The sequence below is a fragment of the Bilophila sp. 4_1_30 genome (assembly GCF_000224655.1).
GTDB lineage: Bacteria > Desulfobacterota > Desulfovibrionia > Desulfovibrionales > Desulfovibrionaceae > Bilophila > Bilophila wadsworthia.
On record NZ_JH114231.1, the window covers coordinates 539,962 to 561,388 of the forward strand.

Genomic DNA, 21,427 nt, shown 5'->3' on the forward strand with positions numbered 1-21,427 from the left:
AGGCAAGGAGCTGGATGCCAACTTCTTCCAGCACAAACCCTATCTTGACGATTTCAACAAGGAAAAGGGACCAAGCTGGTATCCATCGGTACCGTGCACTATGAACCCTTCGGCATCTACGCCGGCAAGACGAAGTCCCTTGGCGCCCTGAAGGACGGCGCTATGGTGGCCGTGCCCAACGACACCACCAACGAAGCCCGCGCCCTGCTGCTCCTCCAGTCCAACGGGCTCATCAAGCTGAAGGACGGCGCCGGCCTCACCGCCACCCGCCGCGACATCGCGGAAAACCCCAAGAAGCTCAAGATCGAAGAAATCGAAGCGGCTCAGCTCGTCCGCGCCCTGCCTGACGTCGACCTCGCAATCATCAACGGCAACTACGCCATCCTCGGCGGCCTCAAAGTGGCCGACGCGCTGTCCGCCGAAAAGGCCGACTCCATCGCCGCGACGACCTACGCCAATATCCTCGCCGTGCGCGCCGGAGATGAAAACCGTCCTGAACTCAAAGCGCTGATCAACGCTCTCAAGAGCGATCAGGTCAAGGAATTCATGACCAAGAAGTACGAAGGCGCTGTGGTTCCCGCCAACTAAGCCGTCTTTACTTCCCCGCCTTTATGCCCTGCCGGAATTCCCGGCAGGGCTTTTTGTTTGCTGCGGCGGCGTAGCCCGCGCTTGCCATGTTTCGTTTTTCTTCCCGGACATTGCAGCCTTACCGAAGCGCATTGCCTTTTGAATATTCTTTCAGTATGATAGAAAAAGAGTGTACTCATGTGCTGAATACGGACATGGCAACACAGGATATCCTTCCTTTGATCAATCCCATAAGCATGAAGAAAGCCTCGCCGCCAAATAGCGGATCAATGGGGAACGTTCATCTTTTCCCTTCGTGATTTCCATAGCTTTCCGTCTGGTTTTATACGGATGTGCCTCTGGCATCCCTTCAGCGCTCCAACAGGGATACCGCGTAAGCTGTATCTCCTCCCCATAATGTGCGTGGTGTGTTCCCCCGAAAACATGCCACGCACATTTCTATTGCCGCGTTGCGAAAAGAGAAGGGAAAAATGGACAGGGAGAAATGAAAAACGCCTCTCCGTATGATGTATCACACTGCTTTACTTGACTTCTCAATCCAACGGGGATACCTGTTCACCCCGTTGCGTTCCAAATACCTTCTAAAAGGTTGCGGAACGCAGGCAAACAGGAATACGGCCAGCCGCCCTCCCACAGGGGGAAAAGGAACCGGCTGGCGCATCCGGCAACGTTCCAAGGGAAAGTCGCCGTTCGGGTTGAATCAAAGGATGAAACACGGCAAACACATTCAGGTATCGGAATCTTTCCTGCTCTGCGCCCTGCTGACGATGACGGGAGGGTTCCTTGATGTCTACACCTACATCACGCGAGGGCATGTCTTTGCCAATGCGCAGACAGGGAATGTCGTGCTCCTCGGGCTCAATCTTGCGGAAGGCAATATCAAGGAAGTCGCCTTTTACCTCTTCCCCATCATCGCGTTTGCCCTAGGCATCCTGTTCACGGAATGGATACGGGCCAAGTTCAAGGAATACGATCTGCTGCACTGGAGGCAGATCGTTGTTTTCTTCGAGGCGCTTCTCCTGTTTTTTCCGGCCTTCATGGCCTCGGGGATGTGGGATACGGCCGTCAACATCCTGGTTTCCTTCGTCTGCGCCGTACAAGTGGAAAGCTTCAGGAAAGTCAACGGGCACAGCGTGGCGACGACCATGTGTACCGGCAATCTCCGCAGCGCTACCGAGCAGATATTCCATTATGTCCGCACACGAGACCCCGATACAAGGAAAACCATCCTCAGCTACTACGAAATCGTCGTCTTTTTCGCGCTCGGCGCGACGCTGGGAGCCGCCTTGTCCGCCCTCTTCGCTGAAAAAGCCATTCTGTTCTGCTGCCTCTTTCTCATCATAGCGTTCTTGAGCATGTTTGCGAAAGAGATATGAGCGCGAAAAAACAGTCAGGCCATGTGGAAGAGAGAGTGTGTGAGTGTGTACCGTACGTTTCGAGTGAGGACGAGACGGCCCGGAAACCCCGGCTTCTCGTGCTCCTTCCATATTCCATACGGTAATAAAAAACAGGCACGGCATCCTCAAGGACCGCGTGCCTGTTTACGCATTGCTTTAGACAGTATCGCCACGCCGGGCGTGGTACTCCGCTTTTTCCTGATACATACGTTTATCTGCCTGCTTCACCATATCCATGATATGCATGTCCCCCTCGGCCCACACCTGCCCAAGCGACAGGGATTCGGGATACGCTTTATTGGCCTCCCGTTGGAGCGCGGCGATTTTGGCATAAAAGACCCGTTCCGGAATGTTCGGGCAGAGGAAGACAAATTCGTCTCCGCCAATACGGAAAAGATCATCTCCCCTGAAATAGCGGCTGAATATCCGGCTGATGTCCCGGATGTATTTATCGCCGGAGTCATGCCCTTGCTGATCGTTGATGCTCTTTAACCCATTGAGATCCACAAAAGCGACGCCGAGCGAATCCGGGGAATTTTTTTCGAGCTTCCGCAATACGGAAATATAGCTGTTTCTGTTGTGCAGACCCGTCAAGTCGTCGCAGTAGCTCATCCGCTTGAGCTCGCTCTGCATATTACGCTTCCGTTGCTCATTCGTGACGAAATAGGCCAGCGAATGCAGCAGTGAGTGATCATCCCGATTGGCTTTCGGGTTATCCACGCCGATGAACCCGGAAATGACGTCGTTCAGGACAAGAGGGACGACGATGAGGCTCTCGATACCTTGCGGCTTGAGTATGCTGTACATATCCAAATCGCTGTCCCGGATTGACTCGATATTGTCGATAACCACATCCTCACGCCGCTCAAACATCTTCTGCCAACAGCTCATGTAGCTGGTTGGCAGGTTTTGAAGGACTTCTTTCTGAGGAAAAATACCTTCTGAACACCATTCATAGGTGTTGTTGGCGATGAGCCCGCCATTTTTCAGAGCGCTGTACTCGAAGATATAGGCTCGATCTGCCTGATGCATCATTCCGAGGTTCTCCAGAACCATGTCCACGGCTTGTGGAAAATTTTCTTCCCTATTCAGGATGCGGATGCATTCCAGCAAGGTACTCTCAATATCAAGCTTGCGCTGCACAGCTTGGCTGATATTTTCCTTTTCCGTAATGTCGACGGCGAATTCCAGCCGGGCAAGCCGGCCATTCCAGCGGATCAGCTTGTCTCTGAGCAGATAATGGCGGTGCGAAATGGGATTTGTGAGCTCCCAAGTGTAAAACGTTTCACAGTTGAGAAACTGATTCGTACAAAACGGACAAGGCGCGTCAAGGCCTTGCAGGACTTCATAGCACTTCCTGCCTTTTCCGATGTCCGTAAGCCCGAATTCCTTTTTTCCAAACTCGTTCAGATACAGGATTTCATACGTGGCGATATCGCTTACATAAACGATTTCATCCAGTTCCTCCATAATAATCTGCAACAGGCTCTCCGGGCAGTCTTCGTGCTCACCGGAAACATACTGTGCATTGGAAAAAGATGTTGTCATAATGCGAACCCATTCACTTTTTGGATGACGACCATTTTCAGAATCGTCCAACCGCGCACATCCTGAACCAACAGGCCAAGGCTAAACGGAGGATCACTGTACGCGTTTTTCTTCCCAGTTTTCCAATAATGAGAGCCAAAAACATTTTTGGATTCACATTATCGACTAACATATTTTATTTACGCTAGAAACAACGTGTTATCAAGATGTCGGACGATCAGGATCCAAAAGGCACCAGCCGTCCTCAAGCGCGGCGCCCTCGCCTCTTCCCCCAATGGCGTCTCATTATCAGAGGACGCTGGGCACTCATGGAACCCCCTTGTGGACGGTGCCCACCCACATTGCCAAGAAAGCCGCTCAAGCTTTATTGCATCCCCGGTCTTCTCGGGCTATCACACCGACCATGAACACGCTACAACTCCGGAATTCCTTTTTGCTGCTTCTCACCGCCGTCATTTGGGGAGTGGCCTTCGTCGCCCAGAGCGTAGGCATGGATTATGTGGGCCCCTACACGTTTACCTGCGTACGCTCCTTTATCGGCGGCCTGTTCCTCATTCCCTGCATCGCGCTGCTCAACAGGCTGAACCCCGTCTCCCCCGGCGGCATCAGGCCTTCGAACGCGAAAACGAAGGGCCAGCTCTGGATCGGCGGCGTGTGCTGCGGCGTGATGCTCTGCTTCGCAAGCTGTTTTCAGCAGATCGGCATCATGTATACGTCCGTAGGCAAGGCGGGGTTCATTACGGCCTTCTATATCATCATCGTCCCGCTCCTCGGGCTGTTCTTCAAAAAACGGTGCGGCCTGTTCGTCTGGCTCGGCGTGGCGCTGGCCATCGTCGGCCTCTATTTTCTCTGCATTACGGAGAGCCTGACCATCCAGTTTGGCGATTTCCTGATCTTCATCTGCGCCATCCTGTTTTCCGTCCACATTTTGATCATCGACTACTTCACACTGCGCGTGGACGGCGTCAAAATGTCCTGCATCCAGTTTTTCGTCTGCGGCCTGCTCTGCGCGGTTCCCATGCTGCTCTTTGAGACGCCGGACATCACACAGCTCTTCGCCGCATGGAAACCCGTCCTCTATGCGGGGATCATGTCGAGCGGCGTTGCCTATACGCTGCAAATCGTTGGCCAGAAAGGCATGAATCCCACGGTCGCCTCCCTGATCCTCAGCCTCGAGGCGGTGGTGTCCGTGCTGGCCGGATTCGTCATGCTGAACCAGCAACTGACCATGCGGGAAACGGTGGGATGCGCCTTTATGTTCTGCGCGATCGTGCTTGCGCAGCTCCCGCAGAAGAACATAAAAAACGCTGAGGCTGTCTCAGCATAACGGGGTGCGGCATGAGAATATGCGTCATCACGGGCGGCACAGGCGGCATCGGGCTTCACCTTTGCGAAGGCTTCCAGCGCGCGGGGTATGCGGTTACGGCTCTCGACGTGGAGCAGCACAAAGCCTTGCCTGACGGTATTGGCTTCATCCAAACCGACTTGAGACAGGCCGAGGCCGTCAGCGAAGCCTTCCGGCGGGTAACGGAGCAGCACGGCGCCGTCCATGTACTCGTCAACAACGCGGCCCTCGCCCATTTCCACAAGCCCGTCACGGAAATGACCGCCGACGAATTCGACAACGCCCTTTCCGTAAACCTGCGCGGCGCGTTCCTGTGCGCGCAGGCCTTCATCAAGGCCAACGCGGGGCAGGATTACGGGCGCATCATCAATATCGCCTCCACCCGCTGGAACCAGAACGAAGCGGGATGGGAGGCCTACGGCGCTTCAAAAGGGGGCCTTGTCTCCCTCACGAACACGCTGGCCGTCTCCCTGCGCGCCACACCGATCACGGTCAACGCCGTAAGCCCCGGCTGGATACAGGTCGACGGCTATGAAACGCTTTCCCATGCGGATCATGCCCAGCACCCTTCCGGGCGTGTGGGTATCCCCCGCGACATCGTCAACGCCTGTCTGTTCCTTGCCCACGAGGAAAACGATTTCGTCAACGGCCATAACCTCGTCGTGGACGGGGGAATGACCAAGCGGATGATCTACGTCGAATAACGGTTTCGAAACACGGCGTCTCGTTAAACAGCACCGAGTCCAAAGCACAAAAACACTATGTGGTCGGAGGCTTTCATGGATTGTCAACGTGATACGGAAGCACGTTCCCCTCTTCAGACGCAACTCTTTTCGCTCCAAGGCCATACCGCGCTTGTCACCGGCGCGGGTTCCGGGCTCGGCAAATATATGGCCCATGCCCTGCTCCACGCCGGGGCCAATCTTATCCTCGTCGGCCGCACGCTGGATCGCCTCGAAGCCTCGGCGGAAGAGATCTTTGCAAGCTTGAAGCATCAAGGCTGCCGCCTTGCGTATGATTCCGATCCCGCGGCACGCTCTGCCCATCGGGACCCGGACCAAAACAAACGCATCGCCTGCATTGCCTTCGATGTGAGCGAACTCAAGGCACTGCCGGAACTTGTCCAAAAGGCGTTCCAGCCTTTCGGCGCGCCGGACATCCTCGTCAATGCCGCCGGGCTGAATCCGCGCAAGCCGTGGAACGAACTTACGCCCGAGATTTGGGAATATACGCTGCGGCTCAATCTTTCCGCGCCGTTCTTCCTCGCTCAGGCCCTCGTGCCCGAAATGATGCGGCAGGGATGGGGGCGCATCATCAACATTGCCTCCCTTCAAAGCAGCCGGGCCTTCCCCAACGGCCTGCCCTACGGAGCGTCAAAGGGCGGCATAGCCCAACTCACGCGGGGCATGGCCGAAGCATGGTCGCGCCCCGGAGCGGGCATCACGGCCAACGCCATCGCGCCGGGCTTCTTCAAGACGCAGCTCACCGCCCCGCTCTTCGACAAGCCGGAAGTCGTCGAGGCTCTCGCCCGGCAAACCACTATGAAACGGGTGGGCTTCGCAGAAGATATTCAAGGGTTGACCATGTTCCTCGCTTCCCCCGCGTCCGACTATATCACGGGGCAGGTCATCCACATCGATGGAGGCTGGACCGCCATATAGGGGAGTCCCAACGCGCTGAGTGAGAAGGCGTTGGCCTTCTCACTCTGAGTATGTCCGATTTCCAAGCTTCCGGCCACTCTAACCGTTTCAACCGCATTCTTATAAAGACATATACGCACGGTTTCATGAACAGGATAGACGGAAAGACTCGGGCCTCTTGGCCTTTTCACGTCTCTTTTCTCTTGAGCCCCATGCCCAGCGCCTTCATTTTCAGGTAGAGGGTGTTCCTTGAAAATCCGAGCAGCTTCGCCGCCTTGCTTTTGTTGCCGCCCGCCAGCGTCAGCGCGGATTCAATGGCCCTCTTTTCCGCCTCCCGCTGCATGGCCTGAAAAGAAAACGCGCCCGGCTCCACGGCTGCGGGCACATCCTCCGAGCGAGAGCCCATGAAAAGCCGCTCGGGCAGATAGCGCGGCGTCAGCTCGACCGCGTCGTCGTCCATGCAACAGTACGCATAGGCGAGCACATTCTTGAGTTCCCGCACGTTCCCCGGCCAGCCGTACCGCATGAAGAGGTCGAGCACGTCCTGCGATACCCGCATCTCAAGCGCCTTTTGCGGTCCGCAGATCCCCTCGATGAGCTGGGTGATCAGGGACGGGATGTCCCCCCTGTGCTTGCGGAGGGGCGGCAGATTCAGCTCAAGGATGTTCAGGCGGTGGTACAGATCCTCGCGGAACTGCCGTTTGTCCACGAGTTCCGGCAGGTTGCGGTTGGTTGCGGCGATGAGGCGGAAATCCGAATACTTGCTGCCGCTCATCCCGATCTTCTGGATCTCATTGCTCTCCAGCACGCGCAGCAGCTTTGCCTGAAGATACAGCGGGAGTTCGCCGATCTCGTCAAGAAAGATCGTGCCCTTGTCCGCCAGCTCGAACTTGCCTTTCTGCCCGCCTTTCCGCGCTCCGGTAAAAGCTCCCTCCACATAGCCGAACAGTTCCGATTCAGCCAATTCACGCGGCAAGGCCGCACAGTTTACTGAAATGAAAGATCCGTTCGCGCGAGGGCTCGCCTTGTGGATGGCCTGCGCGAACAATTCCTTTCCCGTGCCGCTTTCTCCGAGGATCAGCACGGGCTCCCTGCTGCGCGCGAACCGCTTCCCCATTGCCTTGAGTGCCTGCATCACGCTGGTATCGCCGACGAGATCGTCAAACGTACGCAGGCCCCCGCCCGTCGTTTCCTGTGCGATGAAGTACCCGACCTTGCGTTTGAGCTGTTGGAGGTTGTGCAACAGCTCCTCAATGCGCTCATTGTCGTGCGTGGTAACGATCACTTCCGAAAGGCAGCAGACCAGATTTCCTTTGTCGTCCAGAATAGGGCAACGGCGGCATAACCCTTCGATTCCATTGTAGGAGATGCTGTTCACCGTATTGATCTGCCGTGTCTGCAACGAATTGAGGACGCCCGCCCTTCCCGTCTGGAATATGGCGTCGATTTTTTTGCCTACGACGCTCTCGGACGGATCAAGCCCATAGATGTGGTAGCAGGACTGCGAAAAATACCTGACCGTCCCCGTAGGGTCCGTGAGTGAAACGCCGATGCTCAGGGCATCAAGCAGCTGATGGAACAACGGGTTTTCAACAAGCCGTTTGAAATCCTCATCCGAAGCGATGGGAAAAGGCATGGACATAAAGTCTCCCAGTGTATGCATCCCACGTCAGGCAGAAGAACAAGACATTTCTGTCATAAAAAAGAGACATTTTTCTTTAAAAATTAATAAATACAATATGATATTGTTTTGTCTCAGTATAATGACAAATGACACTTTTGGGAAGGTCCTTAACGCATAACAAACGAAATTTATTTATTCTTTTTTTATGGAATACCGCTTGCAGACAAAGACGTCCAGAGAGAGCCCGCATGGGCTCAGCGCACTCAAACGCTCGGGTCAACCTCAAAGACGGAGTTTTGTCATGGGAAGCGGTTTTGAAAATCTCATCCTTTTTGGCCTCCTTTCGCTGATGCTGCTCATCGGCACCCTGCTGCGCGCAAAAGTCAAACTGTTTCAGGACTATCTGGTCCCCGCCAGCATCATCGGCGGCCTGATCGGCTTTGCCATCGTTTCCACGGGCTGGCTTAAAATCGGAGAATGGCAGATCACGAGCAGCAGCTTTAACTGGTTCCTGTTCCACGCCTTCAACATCAGCTACATTTCGCTTCTGCTGACACGCCCGCGCGGCAATCAGGAAAATACGTCCAAAGAAGTCGTGCGCGGGGGCATGTGGCAGACGCTGATCTGGACAATCAGCCTTCCCGCGCAAGCCCTCATCGGCGGCGCGGTGATCTGGCTATATAATCTGGCGACCGGAAACAGCCTCAGCGAATTCATCGGCATGATCGTAACCCACGGCTATACGCAGGGCCCCGGGCAAGCCTATGCCTTCGGCACGCTGTGGGAAAAGGGCGGCATCGCCGACTGCGCCACCATCGGCGTGATCTACGCGGCGCTCGGCTTCCTTTCGGCCGCCATCGTCGGTGTACCCGTAGCCCGATGGTTCGTCCGCAAGGGCCTCAACGCCAACAAGACCGGAGCTTCCATCACCAAAGAATTCCTGACCGGCATCATGGACGAGAAGTCCACCGCAACCAATGGACGTGAAACGACCCACGCTTCCACCATCGACACGCTGGCCTTCCATGTCGCCCTCGTCGGCATCGTCTATCTCATCACCTATGCCGAACTGAGCTGGCTCGAAACCCACATCAAACCCTTCTTTGACCAATACAAGTGGCTTAAGGGATTCGGGGCCACCCTCAGTATGCCGATGTTCTTCATTCACGGCCTCATCGTCGCGTGGCTTCTCCGTACCCTGCTCCTCAAGCTCGGCGCGGGCAGGCTCATGGACCCCGTTGTCCAGACCCGCATCACCGGGGCCTCCGTGGACTACCTGCTGACAGCCACCTTGATGTCCATCCACCTCGTCGTCCTCAAGCAGTACGTCATCCCCATCTTCCTCGTGGCGTTCACCGTCACCCTGTTCGCTCTCGCCCTCAACCTTTGGTTCGGACGCCGGACCAATTACGGGCCTGAGCGGGTGCTCTGCCAGTTCGGCTGCTGTTGCGGTTCCACAGCCACCGGCCTGCTGCTTCTGCGCATCATCGACCCGGATTTCAGCACGCCCGCCACGCTTGAGCTCGCCTTCTTCAATGTGGGCATCCTCGTAACGTGCGCCCCCATCCTCTATTTCTTCGCCCCCGCGTTCTACACGTTCACGGGAATGGAAATCCTCATGATCTACGGCTCGATCACCGTCATTGGCATCGCCGCCATGTTCGCCCTGAAGCTGGTCGGACAAAAGCAGTGGTAACGGCGGCCGTACCTCCGCACCAGTCCGGTGGGGTGGTACGGTCCTTCTCTTCCACGTGCGGCGTGCCCCCGCACGGCGCCTCACTGGTTAAAAAAGGAAATGGTTATGCTCACAAACGAATACACGCTTATCACCTGCCCGGAAATACTTACTATGGACGAGGGAAACCCCACCGCCGAAGCCGTTTGCATCAGTGAAGAGAAAATTCTCGCCGTCGGCACGTTGGAAGAACTCCGCGCGTTCGCCCCCCCGCATCGGCGCAAGGAAATCCATCTGGAGGAAGGCGTGCTCCTCCCCGGCTTCATAGACTCGCACAGCCACCTTTCCATGTACGCGCAGTGCCGCACCCAATTTTTCTGTGATACGGCCCACGGGACCATCGGCAACCTGCTGTCCGCCTTTCGCACGCACGCCGCCACGCAGACCGACACGGAATGGATCATAGGATATTGTTACGACGACACGGGCATGAGCGACCACCGCCACTTGACCCGCCATGATCTTGATGCGGTCAGTCAGGAGCTGCCTGTTTTCGTATCACACATCACGAGCCACATGGGGTATGCGAACACGCTCGGCCTCGCCAAGCTCGGCGTCACCGCGGATTTTTCCGTCGAAGGCGGAATGGTTGTACTCGGGAATGACGGGATGCCGGAGGGCCTGCTTAAAGAGAACGCCTATTTCAAGGTATTTCAAAAGATTCCGGCCTGCCCGCCCGAGAAGCTCCCTGAGAAAATCGAATATGCGATCGCCGACTATAACCGTGCGGGATTCACGATGTTTCAGGATGGAGGCATCGGCCTCAGCAACGGCGCTCACGGCATTCTCCGCGCCTACAACCGGCTGGCCCGGGAAAAACGCATGAACGCCCGAGGCTACCTGCATTTCATGCCCAACATCATGGATGAAATGCTCGAACTCGGCACATGGAACATGCCCGTTTCCGACTATCTCTACTACGGGGGGGTGAAATCATTTGCGGACGGCTCGATCCAGTCCCTGACCGCCGTGCTCGGGGAGCCTTACGCCTGCAAACCCGATTTTTGCGGAGATCATGTCCTCACGCCCGAACAGATCGCCGAGCTGATTGCCAAGTACCACTGCCAGGGCGTCCCCGTCGCCTTCCATGCCAACGGCGACGCCGCCATCGAATTCGTCGTGCGGGGGTTTGAAGAGGCCCTCCGAAAGTGCCCGAGGAAAGTCCCCGGAGACATGATCATCCATGTGCAGATGGCGACTGACGAACAGCTGTCCCGGCTCCATGCCTGCGGAGTCACGCCGACGTTCTTTGTCCGCCACGTCAACGTCTGGGGCGAGCGCCACGTCAACCTGTTCCTCGGCGAAGAGCGGGCCGCGCGGCTCGATCCCTGTGGTTCCTGCGTGCGTATGGGAATTCCCTTCGGCCTCCATGTCGACTCTCCGGTGCAGCCCGTGGATGCCATCCGTTCCATCCATACCGCCGTCAACCGCACAACCACGGCGGGGCGCATTCTCGGCCCTGATCAGAGGATCTCGCCGCTCGACGCCCTCAAAGCCTATACCGTCAATGCCGCCAAGTGCAGCGCACGGGATCATGCCGTCGGTACAATCGCTCCCGGATACTATGCGGATTTTGTACAGCTTTCCAGAAATCCGCTGACCGTGCCGCCCGAGTCCATCGAAACGCTTTCCGTGCTCAAGACCATCTCCGGAGGGCGCATCGTCTACGAATCCTGAGATCATCTCCAAGGCTGCCAGCCGTTCACGCAAAGGCTGGCAGCCTCTTTTCTCCGTCCCGCGTTTTGCCTCACTTCCCCGTTTTGGGAATGTTTTTTATGTCGCTCATCCTTCATGTTTTACTTTAGCTATGACGACCTTCAGAGGCATCAGTCCTCAAAAGGGCCTTTTCACTCCATACCGCCGCATCTTGTCGTACAATGCGGATCGGCTTATACGCAGCACGGCGAGTGCTCCCCTCTTCCCTTCAATCCGCCAGCCCGACTGCTCCAGCGTCCTCTCGATATACCGTTTTTCGAGATCCGCCAGAGACGGATTTCCGGAAAACAACTCTTCGGGCATCTCCCCACCTCCCAGAGCCTCGACGCCTCGGGAAGTCTCTGTATGCTCCACCGGATCAGGAAGCGTCAGGTGCCGCCCCCCGGTCAAGACGACCGACTGCTCGATGACGTTGCGCAGCTCGCGTATATTCCCCGGCCAACTCCAGCTTTCCAGAATACGGCGGTTTTCCGGAGAAAAATCCTGAACGCATTCCCGATGATGCCAGTGCGAAAAAAAATGCAGATAGTAGCGGGCAATGGCGAGGATGTCGGCCTTGCGTTCGCGCAGCGGAGGGATTTTCAGATTGATCACGGCGACGCGATAATAGAGATCCGCGCGGAAGAGCCCCTGCCTGACCGCATGGGTGATGTCCCTGTTGGAGGCCGCGATAAGGCGGAAGTTCACACTGATGGTCTGCGTTCCGCCCACGCGATGGAAGCAGCGCTCCTGAAGGACCCGCAGGAGCTTGGCCTGCACCCGCGTGCTGGCTTCCGTAAATTCATCCAGAAACAGCGTACCGTTTTCAGCCATTTCCACAAGACCGGGCTTGCTGGTCATGGCTCCCGTGAAAGATCCCTTTTCATGCCCGAAGAACTCGCTCTCGAACAACTCGTCCTGAAGGCTCGCCATGTTGATGATGACAAGCCTGCCGCTCCTGCCGCTTTTCTCGTGGATGTACCGGGCCACCATCTCCTTGCCCACGCCGGATTCCCCGCAAAGCAGGATGGAAGCGTCGGTTTTCGCCGCAAGTTCCACATCGCCGAGAAACCGTCCCATCTCATCGGAAACGCAGATCATTTCTCCCGAAGTATCCGCAAGCGTCTCAAGGCGCTCCGTATGAAGCCGCTCCCGCTCCATGACGCGGGAACATTCCCACGCAAGGACACGCCCGATATCTTTCAGCACATTCTCTTCAAGGACGGTGCGGACCTCCGGCAAAAAAGCCCCCACATGGCACAGCGCATAAACCCCATCAGGACGGCAGTCTATGGGGATGCCGATCAACATGCTTCCGAACCCCATCCCCCCTTCCTGCACATTGTCCAGAATAAGCGGAGCTCCCTCGGCTACGAGCTCCATGAGATCAGGCAGGGAGGCATAAGGATATGTCACGGATTCGAGCTTGCCTCCGAGAACGGCCACAAGGCGGAGCGGCGCATGTGGATACGGGACATGAAAGAGGTATCCCTGCGTAGTACCGAGGATGCGGGCCGACTCCGCCAACAAAGCCTGCGAAAATGCCTCGAACTGTTCCCATGTCCTGTGGGGGGAAAAACTTTCACGGTAGGCTTCGAGAAGGGCCCGCGAGGAAAGATTGGCGTCCCCATGCTTGCGCATGTAGGAGGGGAGCAGAGCAAGCAGTTCCTCCGGCCAGAAAAAATCCTTGAGACAATCGTACATGGGCCATGCGTCGCTCACGAGCAGCACGGCCTTTTCCTTGTCGTTGCGCCGCAACGCCAGTGAAGCCAGCGCCAGCCGCGTTTTCGCCGCCTCAAGCGGGCAGCCTATCTTTTCAAGCAGTGCGAGGCTGTCCTGATACAGGCCGAGCGCCCCATCCTCATTTCCTCCGCGCATCAGCACGTTGCCGGACAAGCGGGCCGCAACGCCCCGCAACATACGGTTGGGCCCCTTGAGGCAGCGTTGCAGCTCCTGCTCCGCCGAATAGCAGGGAAGCGGCGGGCATCCCTGCTCCTGAAAGGCGCACAAAAGCTCAAGCAGTGCGCCCCCCAGATAAATCGGGCGCTCATACCCCTGACGCCGTGCCTCATCCAGTGCCGAATGGAGCACCTTGTAGGCCGCCTTCGGATTTCCGGACAGCATATGGTAGTAGGCGAGGTGGCGCGCATTGGTGACGCCGCTGACGATATTCACCTGCGGCGAAACGCCTATTTGCGCTATGTCCAGCTGTTCCAGCGCCTTTTCATATTGCCCCATGCGCAAGTACAACGCCGCAAGCTGCCCACGTATGGAGCGGGCGAGCTGGTTGTCGCTGCGCGCGGCGAACATGCGCAGCCGCGAGAGCAGCAGCCCGGCCGCCAGCTCAAAATTCCCCCGGCAGGAAGCCGCAAAGCTCCAGTGCCTGACATAAAACATTTCGACGAGATGGTGCTCCTGCGCGCGCAGTTTCCGGCTTGCGCGGGAAAAGAGGTTCATTGCCTGTTCGTAGTTCCCCTCAATGAAATGGTAAATGCCCAGATAGGGCGTCGCCTGTTCGAACAGATCCGGTTCTTTGAGCGCCTCAAGCGCCGCATACCCGCGGGCCATGATAGCGTGGAAACGCGGGTTCCCGTGTTCCGGCGTATTGCAGACGTTTATGGAGCCGATGAGCAGGTCGAAGAGCGCCATGTCGCGTCTGTCCCCGAACTTCACAGCCAGCCCCCGCGCCCGGAAAAAGAGCCGGGCGAGCGAAGGCGTATTGCTGCCCGAGCAAACGATAAGCGGGTGCACGTCACGACAAAGACGCCGGTACCGCTTTGCCCCATCAGCACTTAACCCTCGCAAGCCTATACCCAAAAGGCTTCGATGGACGAGGCGGAGGACGAGATTGATTCCCGCCGGGTGTAAGGTGTTCATGCGGCTCAAGCCCAGCCCCAACATCGTTTCCAGTGCCCTAAGCCCTTCCCCATCCGCAGCCAGCCGCAAAAACGATTCGAGGCCGGAGCCGGAGGGCCGGGCCAGCAAAAACGAGCATGCCTCCTTGTGGGCTTGGACGCGCTCCACCAGACGGAACCGGCGTTCCCTCCCGGAGGAAGGCGGACAGCCGGGGAACGCACCCCGCTCCGCTTCAGCGAGCGGGATCTGGGCAAGCTGTGCGAGCAATTCGGGGGACCATTTCCCTTCAAACATATCCGCGAGCAACGTCCCGACAGCACTGTCCGCATACCACGCCTTTTCTTTCGCCATATCCTTCTCCTTCGCCGCAGCCCATCGACCGTTCGGCCCTCGCCAGCATAGCCGTCCTGAAACAAGACAGCAATATACAAAAATGTCCGTTTTCAAGACAAAAAAAAGAAATGAGGATCCTTCTTTTTCGAATAAAAAATCAATAAAAACAACATAATAACGAGATGGAACGCCCTTTGCTTACTCTTTATCAACGACGCACAACATTTCGCTGCCGTGCCGTCCGTCCCCATGCAGCCTAGAGGAGGGTTCCCTTTCAATATTGCTTTCCTGACCAAAGAAAAACACCACGGCGGCAGCCATGTTTCGGCACACACTGTCCCCACAGGGCAGTCACCTTCCCAATCAGATGCGGAAAAGGAGTTCATATGATCCACAGCATCGATCCTGCGGCCTGTACCGGCTGCGGAACCTGCACCAAGACATGCCCACTGGATGTTTTCAGGCTCGAACCCGCGCAAGAGGCCCTTTCCCCTTGCATGGCGGCTTGCCCCGCCGGGGTCGACATTCGCGGCAACCATTACCTGATCCAGCAGGGGCACCTTGGCGAAGCGGCCCGGCGCTACCGCAGCGTCCAGCCGTTTCCGGCCATCACGGGCCGGGTATGTTTCCATCCCTGCGAGAAAAAGTGCGCCCGGAACCATGTGGACGAGGCGGTAAACATCAATGCCGTCGAGCAGATCATGGGCGACTGGGACCTGAAGGCGCCTCTCGAAAAGCCCGCCCGGAGGCACATCACAAAGGTCGCGGTGATCGGCTCCGGCCCGGCGGGGCTTTCCTGCGCGTGGTTCCTCGCGCAAATGGGGTACCCGGTGACGGTTTTCGAGGCGATGCCGCTTCCCGGCGGCATGTTGCGGTATGGCATCCCCGCGTATCGGCTTCCCGACGCGATCGTTGCGGCCCACATCGCCCGGCTTGAAGCGATGGGCATCGCCTTCCGCTGCAATACGAAGATCGGCGAAGGCGCGGACCTGAGCCTTTCCGACCTGAAACGGTTGGGATTCAAAGCCGTCATGCTGGCCCCCGGAACGACGGTCAGCCGCAAGGTACACATGGAAGGCGTCGAGCTCCCCGGCGTCCACTGGGGCCTTGAGTTCCTGCGCGCCAACCGGGGCGACGAACAGCCCCGCCTGTCCGGAGACGTGCTCGTCATCGGAGGCGGAGACGTCGCCGTGGATGCCGCCATCACCGCCAAAAGACTCGGTGCCGCCAAGGTCAGCATGGCCTGCCTTGAGTCGCGCGAAGCCATGCCCGCGTATCCGCACAATCAGGCGGACGCCCTGAGGGAGGGCATCGAATGCCATTGCGGGTTCGGCCCCGGCGCCATCCTTCAGGAAAGCGGGCACGTCGCGGGCATGGAGCTGAAAACGTGCATCCGGGTCGTCGACGAGCAGGGACGTTTCGCGCCTCTGTTCGATGAAAACACCACCATGCGCATCCGGGCCGATCATATTATCTTCGCCATCGGCCAAGCATCCGAGCTGGACGGGTTCGCCAAGGACGTGCGCACTGAACGGGGACGCATCGTGATTGAAGACGTCACCTTCTCCACTTCGGCGTGGGGAATCTTCGCCGCGGGCGACGCCGCCACGGGCCCCTCTTCCGTCGTCAGCGCCATTGCCGGCGGACGCGAATGCGCCTTTTCCATCGATCGGATGCTCAAGGGCGCGGACATCCGGGGCGGACGCGAACACAAGCGTCCCGAGCTTCCCGAGGAACAATGGCCACGCGAAGGCATCCGCCACGAGCCGAGACAGGAGCGCGCCAGCCTCCCCGCCCCGGCCGATGATCCTCTTGCGGAAACCCTGCGGCCTCTGGATATGGAAGCCTGCTTCGCCGAGGCGCTGCGCTGCATGACCTGCGGCAGCAAGTCCCGCATCACCTATACCGACGACTGCATGACCTGTTTCAACTGCGAGCTGAACTGCCCCTCCGGGGCCATCTATGTGCATCCCTTCAAGGAACGTTTTGCCCGTACCCTTGATCAAATCGAAGCCGACAACCAGTAAGCGAGGCGCATATGAAAGAACAAGGCTATCAATATACGACGGACCTGCTGGTTATCGGCTGTGGTTTCAGCGGGATGTGGGCTGCCATGCGCGCCAGGGACTTTCTGGGCGACGTGCTGGTCGTGGACAAGGGCCCCCGAGACTGGGGCGGGCTGGGCGGGCTTTCCGGCGGGGACATGATCGTCAAGCAGCCCGACATGAAGCTGGACGACCTGCTCGACGATCTCGTGTATTATTACGACGGGCTTGCCGACCAGAAGCTTCTCGGACAGATTCTGACGCAATCCTACGACCGGTTCATGGATTTTGAGAATCTGGGGCACAAATTCGTCCGCAACGACAAGGGCGAACTGTGCTTCATCCCCCAGCGCGCCCTTGATTACATGCGCTATTATTACTATCACCCCTACGGGATGGGCGGCATCGAAAAAGCCCGCCTGCTCAAGCAGGAATGCGAAAAGCGGGGCGTGCGGCGGCTTGGGCGCACGGTCATCACCGACGTCATCACCGACGGCGAACGCGTGACCGGGGCCGTGGGCTTTCACAGCCAGAGCGGGGTGCCCGTCTTCATCAAGGCCCGCGCCATCCTGCTCGCCACCAATACGGGCGGCTGGAAGCCCTCCTACCATCAGAACACGCCAGCCAGCGAAGGCGTCAGCATCGCCTGGAACGCGGGTTGCGCCATGCGGAATTTCGAATTCTGGAAGGTGTGGAACGTGCCTGTCGATTTCGCGTGGGAAGGGCAAACGGGCCTTCTCCCCAAGGGAGCCCGGTTCCTGAACGCCAAGGGAGAGGATTTCATGAAGAAATACTCCCCAAAATTCGGAGCCAAGGCCGATCCCCATTACAATACCCGGGGCATGGTGCACGAAGTGAGAGCCGGAAACGGCCCCATCCGTTTCGACTGCAGCCAGATGAAGCCCGAGGATGTGGAAACCATGCGTCCCAAAGCCGGCTGGATGGGCCTCAACGACAAGAAGCTGCGCGAACTCGGCATCGACTTCTTCGGGCAGGAACTGGAATGGATGCCGCAGGTGCGCCATACCTACGGCGGCATTGTGGCCGATCTCGACGGTTCCACCGCCATAAAGGGGCTGTACGCCGCCGGGCTTGCCCGCAATCCCGATCCGGGCGTCTACATGGGCGGCTGGGCCACATGCATCACGGCGACGACGGGCTATTCGGCCGGGGAAGCCGCCGCGCAGTTCGTACAGGGGCACGATGCAGTGGCCTTTGATGAGGCGTACGCCGCCTCCCGGCTTGAAGCGTTCACCGGATACCTCGGCAAGGACGGCATCGCGCCCAAGGATGTCATCTCCGACATGCGCGAGGTCATGAGCGCCCCCGACATCGCGCTGATGAAGACGGGCAAGGGGCTTTCACGCGGGCTCGACCGTGTGGAGGAAATCCGCGCGGAAGTGCTGCCGCACCTGGGAGCGCGAGATCCGCACGAACTCGCCAAGCTGTTCGAGGCCACGTCCACGGTGCTCCTTACCGAGCTGTGCCTTAATGCGGCCCTGATGCGCAAAGAATCCCGCGCCGGGCATTACCGCGAAGATTACCCCGAACGGGACAACGAACACTGGCTCAAGTGGATCGAGCAGAAGCAGGTCGACGGCAAGCGGGAAGTCCATACGGTCCCTGTTCCCTTGAACGACTACCCTATCAAGCCATACCGCTACTACATGGACAACTTCAGCTGGCCGACGCCTCCCAAGGCCGTCTGATTCCGAACCTATCCCCCTTTCATCCGGTTTTCAGGCCCGCCGTTTCCCGTCTCCACAGAAGGACGGGAAACGGCCTCCCTCCCTTTTTGCCAACAGGCAAGAAAACCCTGTTACAGAGGCACCTCGCGAGGAGAACCGGTCATGCCACTTCCTCCCTCTCTCAAAAAACAAAGAGATCGTCTACTACGCCCACTCCCTGATAAGCCTCCTGATCATGTTCGGCTACGGCCAGCTCACGCCCATCGGCCCGTTAACCCCGCTGGGGATGAACCTGATCGGCATCTTCCTCGGGGTCCTGTACGGCTGGATCTTCATAGACATCATCTGGCCGAGCATGGCGGGCCTGCTGGCGCTCATGCTCATCGGCGGCATGAAGCCCAGCGAGCTGTTCCAGACCAGTTTCGGCGATCCGCTCGTTATGATGATGTTCTTCATTTTCGTCTTCTGCGCGACCATCAACTATTACGGCCTGTCCAAGTTCATCTCGCTGTGGTTCATCACCCGCAAATGCGTCGCGGGGAAGCCGTGGCTGTTCACCTATACGTTTTTCCTGTCCATCATGCTGCTGGGTGCACTGACCAGCGCATCCCCGGCGGTCGTCATCGGCTGGAGCATCCTGTACGGCATCTGTGACAAGTGCGGCTACCAAAAGGGCGAAGGCTATCCGACGATGATGGTTTTCGGCATCGTGTACGCCGCGCAAATCGGCATGTCGATCATCCCGTTCAAGCAGGTTCCGTTTACCGTACTCGGCGCGTATGAAAACATGTCCGGCGTGACCATCGATTACGCGAAGTACATGATCATTGCGATAACATGCTGCGCGCTGTGCTCCCTGCTGTTCATCGTCATGGCCAAGTACGTGTTCAAGCCCGACATGAAGAAACTGATCTCGCTGGATACGGGAGGGCTGGACACGGAAGGTGCGCTGCGGCTGAATAAAGTCCAAAAAATCGTGCTGGGGTTCCTGTTTGCGCTGGTCGTCCTGCTGCTTTTGCCCAACATCCTGCCCGCCACGTCCGGCATCGCCCGCTTCTTCAAGACCATCGGGAACACGGGCATCTGTATGCTCCTCGTAACCGTGATGTGTCTCCTCAAGGTCGACGGCAAGCCGCTGCTCCGGTTCAAGACGATGGTGGATTCCGGGGTGACGTGGGGGATCATCCTCATCCTCGCCGTGGTGATGCCCCTTTCCCATGCCATGGCCAACGACGAAAGCGGGATCACCAAGTTCCTCATGGCATTGATGACACCCTTCTTCGGAAACGAATCTTCGCTGGTATTCGCGCTGTGCATGGGCTTTTTCGCTACCGTCCTCACGCAGTTCATGAACAACGGCGCAACGGGAATCGCCCTGATGCCCGTCGTCTACAGCTACTGTACAGGCATGAACGTTCCTCCCGAGCTTGCCATCATCATGGTGGTCATGGGCGTCCACATCGCGTTCCTCACTCCGGCCGCCAGCGCGAGCGCCTCGCTGCTGCACGGCAATGAATGGTCGAATACGAAAGCCATCTGGAGGACCGTGCCCATCGTCATCCTCGCAACATGGGCCACTATCTCGGCCATTGTCGTTGCACTGGGCGTGGCCCTGTTCTAACGTTTCACAGGAGCCCTTCTCCCCAGACAGCCCTCCTCACCACGAATAATTTCAAAAGATAAAAAGGGAATACATGAGACAGGAATCTTCTCATGTATTCCCGGTAATCAGCTGAGGCGAGACGGAATATGTGCTGCGGGCGCGAGTTCAATACAGACAAAGGCGTAACTTTCTTGCTGAATACCGGAAGTGAACTCTTCAACGTAACAACGCATTCGCCTACGGAAATCTTGCCGTGGAATGGAAATCCCATATATCTTCGCATAAAAAAAGAGGAGAAGGAATTGCTTCTCCTCTTTTTTATGTCCTTCTACCAACGGCAGGGTTCCACACCTCCAAGCGGTACAGCTTCACAACGGTTCGTCCCCATCGTCCGCAGGGCTTCCTCTCCCCTTCGGAATCGGGGGATGAGCTCCGGAAGGGGCCTTCCCACCGCAATGGATTGCCCCTCTCGATACGGGGGAAATCCCCTACAGCGGAGCCCGACATCACTTGTCGGGGATGAGCCTATAGCCGAGTTCGTACGCCATCAGTTTCAGCGGCGTGGGGTCACCCGTGGTTTCGATGATCGCCATGAACGTCTCCACGCCGAGCTTCGCGCCCTTGTCATAAGGGTTGATCTCCCGCATCAGCGTCGAATAGGGCTTGCCGACTGCTTCAGCGACACTCTTGGCGGGGACCTCCCCATCTCTTACCATCTTCTGAATCTCTTTAATAAGCTGTTCATGCATGTCCGTTCTCCTTTCAATCGTCGCTGCCGACGTCCCCCATCGGTGGGGCGCTTTCCTAACGCCGTCATACATAAGATGAGATATCTTATATCGATTTTTTGATATATATAAAATGATAAATAGTCAAACACTCTTCACGGCAGAACACCATTCACAAAAAAATCTTTTGTCACAAGATATTACACACGATAGAAAAAGGTGTGTCCTTACCGGATCAGAGTGGCGAAAGCATGGGACAACCAGCTCACAGAAATGAAGGAGAGGAAAGAACGGAATACTGCCACCTCAAAAATTTCGAAGGCGCCATCCTGAAGTAACCGCGCCGCAACAGTATATCATCGAACCGCCGCCGCAAGGAATGGCGGTTCCGGGCTCAGTGCAACACTCCGGTAGTCTCCATTCAATGCGAAAGGCCCCCTTCCTTACGGATGAGGGCCTCCTTCAGCGGATTACGACACTCGGTGATCCGCTTTTCAGCGATTCCGGGTTGTTCCTAATGACGATTTTCCAGTTCGTGGGCACAGACCAAATAATAGTGCCTTCCATTGGCGCTGGTTTCATAGGCGGCCAGCTTGGTCAGG

The 21,427-nt window shown here is 57.4% G+C and carries 14 protein-coding genes; 10 read left to right on the plus strand and 4 right to left on the minus strand.

Annotated features, from left to right (window positions below; genetic code table 11):
- Positions 1-93: 93 nt before the first annotated feature.
- Positions 94-588, plus strand: coding sequence for a MetQ/NlpA family ABC transporter substrate-binding protein (locus HMPREF0178_RS02635; protein ID WP_009378810.1), 495 nt, complete (start codon positions 94-96; stop codon positions 586-588).
- A gap of 707 nt (positions 589-1,295) precedes the next feature.
- Complete coding sequence (locus HMPREF0178_RS02640) at positions 1,296-1,964, plus strand: YoaK family protein (protein WP_029435316.1); 669 nt, start codon at positions 1,296-1,298, stop codon at positions 1,962-1,964.
- A gap of 177 nt (positions 1,965-2,141) precedes the next feature.
- Here the strand turns inward: HMPREF0178_RS02640 and HMPREF0178_RS02645 are convergent, their stop codons facing one another.
- Complete coding sequence (locus HMPREF0178_RS02645; protein ID WP_009378814.1) at positions 2,142-3,533, minus strand: sensor domain-containing diguanylate cyclase; 1,392 nt, start codon at positions 3,531-3,533, stop codon at positions 2,142-2,144.
- 433 nt (positions 3,534-3,966) lie between these two features.
- Here HMPREF0178_RS02645 and HMPREF0178_RS02650 point away from each other — a divergent pair, with 433 nt between their 5' ends.
- The 3 genes from HMPREF0178_RS02650 (at position 3,967) to HMPREF0178_RS02660 (ending at position 6,539) form a co-directional block, all read left to right on the plus strand.
- Positions 3,967-4,860: a DMT family transporter gene (locus tag HMPREF0178_RS02650; protein WP_009378816.1), complete on the plus strand. Its 894-nt coding sequence runs from the start codon at positions 3,967-3,969 to the stop codon at positions 4,858-4,860.
- 11 nt (positions 4,861-4,871) lie between these two features.
- Positions 4,872-5,582 carry an SDR family NAD(P)-dependent oxidoreductase gene (locus HMPREF0178_RS02655; protein WP_009378818.1) on the plus strand — a complete coding sequence of 237 codons (711 nt, stop codon included), beginning with the start codon at positions 4,872-4,874 and terminating at the stop codon, positions 5,580-5,582.
- Between the two features lie 75 nt (positions 5,583-5,657).
- The gene (locus tag HMPREF0178_RS02660) at positions 5,658-6,539 is read left to right on the plus strand and encodes an SDR family NAD(P)-dependent oxidoreductase (RefSeq protein ID WP_009378820.1); all 882 of its coding nucleotides are present in this window, start codon (positions 5,658-5,660) and stop codon (positions 6,537-6,539) included.
- Between the two features lie 166 nt (positions 6,540-6,705).
- Here HMPREF0178_RS02660 and HMPREF0178_RS02665 read toward each other — a convergent pair whose 3' ends face one another.
- A complete protein-coding gene (locus HMPREF0178_RS02665; RefSeq protein ID WP_009378822.1) occupies positions 6,706-8,160 on the minus strand; it encodes a sigma-54-dependent Fis family transcriptional regulator in 1,455 nt (484 codons plus the stop codon).
- A gap of 283 nt (positions 8,161-8,443) precedes the next feature.
- On the opposite strand from HMPREF0178_RS02665, the gene HMPREF0178_RS02670 reads away from it, so the two are divergent.
- Both HMPREF0178_RS02670 and HMPREF0178_RS02675 read left to right on the plus strand, forming a co-directional pair.
- Positions 8,444-9,838 (plus strand): sodium/glutamate symporter, encoded by a 1,395-nt coding sequence (locus HMPREF0178_RS02670; RefSeq protein ID WP_009378824.1) that lies wholly within the window; start codon positions 8,444-8,446, stop codon positions 9,836-9,838.
- A 105-nt stretch (positions 9,839-9,943) separates the two neighbouring features.
- The gene (locus HMPREF0178_RS02675; protein ID WP_009378826.1) at positions 9,944-11,554 is read left to right on the plus strand and encodes an amidohydrolase; all 1,611 of its coding nucleotides are present in this window, start codon (positions 9,944-9,946) and stop codon (positions 11,552-11,554) included.
- 156 nt (positions 11,555-11,710) lie between these two features.
- Here HMPREF0178_RS02675 and HMPREF0178_RS02680 read toward each other — a convergent pair whose 3' ends face one another.
- Entirely contained in the window at positions 11,711-14,779 is a 3,069-nt protein-coding gene (locus tag HMPREF0178_RS02680; protein ID WP_009378828.1) for a sigma 54-interacting transcriptional regulator, read from the minus strand.
- A 368-nt stretch (positions 14,780-15,147) separates the two neighbouring features.
- Between HMPREF0178_RS02680 and HMPREF0178_RS02685 the strand changes: the two genes are divergently transcribed.
- From HMPREF0178_RS02685 to HMPREF0178_RS02695, 3 genes are all read left to right on the plus strand, one after another.
- A complete protein-coding gene (locus HMPREF0178_RS02685; protein ID WP_009378830.1) occupies positions 15,148-16,788 on the plus strand; it encodes an FAD-dependent oxidoreductase in 1,641 nt (546 codons plus the stop codon).
- Positions 16,789-16,799: 11 nt separating this feature from the next.
- Complete coding sequence (locus HMPREF0178_RS02690) at positions 16,800-18,515, plus strand: FAD-binding protein (RefSeq protein ID WP_009378832.1); 1,716 nt, start codon at positions 16,800-16,802, stop codon at positions 18,513-18,515.
- 214 nt (positions 18,516-18,729) lie between these two features.
- Positions 18,730-20,115, plus strand: coding sequence for an SLC13 family permease (locus HMPREF0178_RS02695; RefSeq protein ID WP_009378839.1), 1,386 nt, complete (start codon positions 18,730-18,732; stop codon positions 20,113-20,115).
- Positions 20,116-20,603: 488 nt separating this feature from the next.
- Here HMPREF0178_RS02695 and HMPREF0178_RS02700 read toward each other — a convergent pair whose 3' ends face one another.
- Positions 20,604-20,846: a phage regulatory CII family protein gene (locus HMPREF0178_RS02700; protein WP_005026565.1), complete on the minus strand. Its 243-nt coding sequence runs from the start codon at positions 20,844-20,846 to the stop codon at positions 20,604-20,606.
- Positions 20,847-21,427 lie beyond the last annotated feature (581 nt).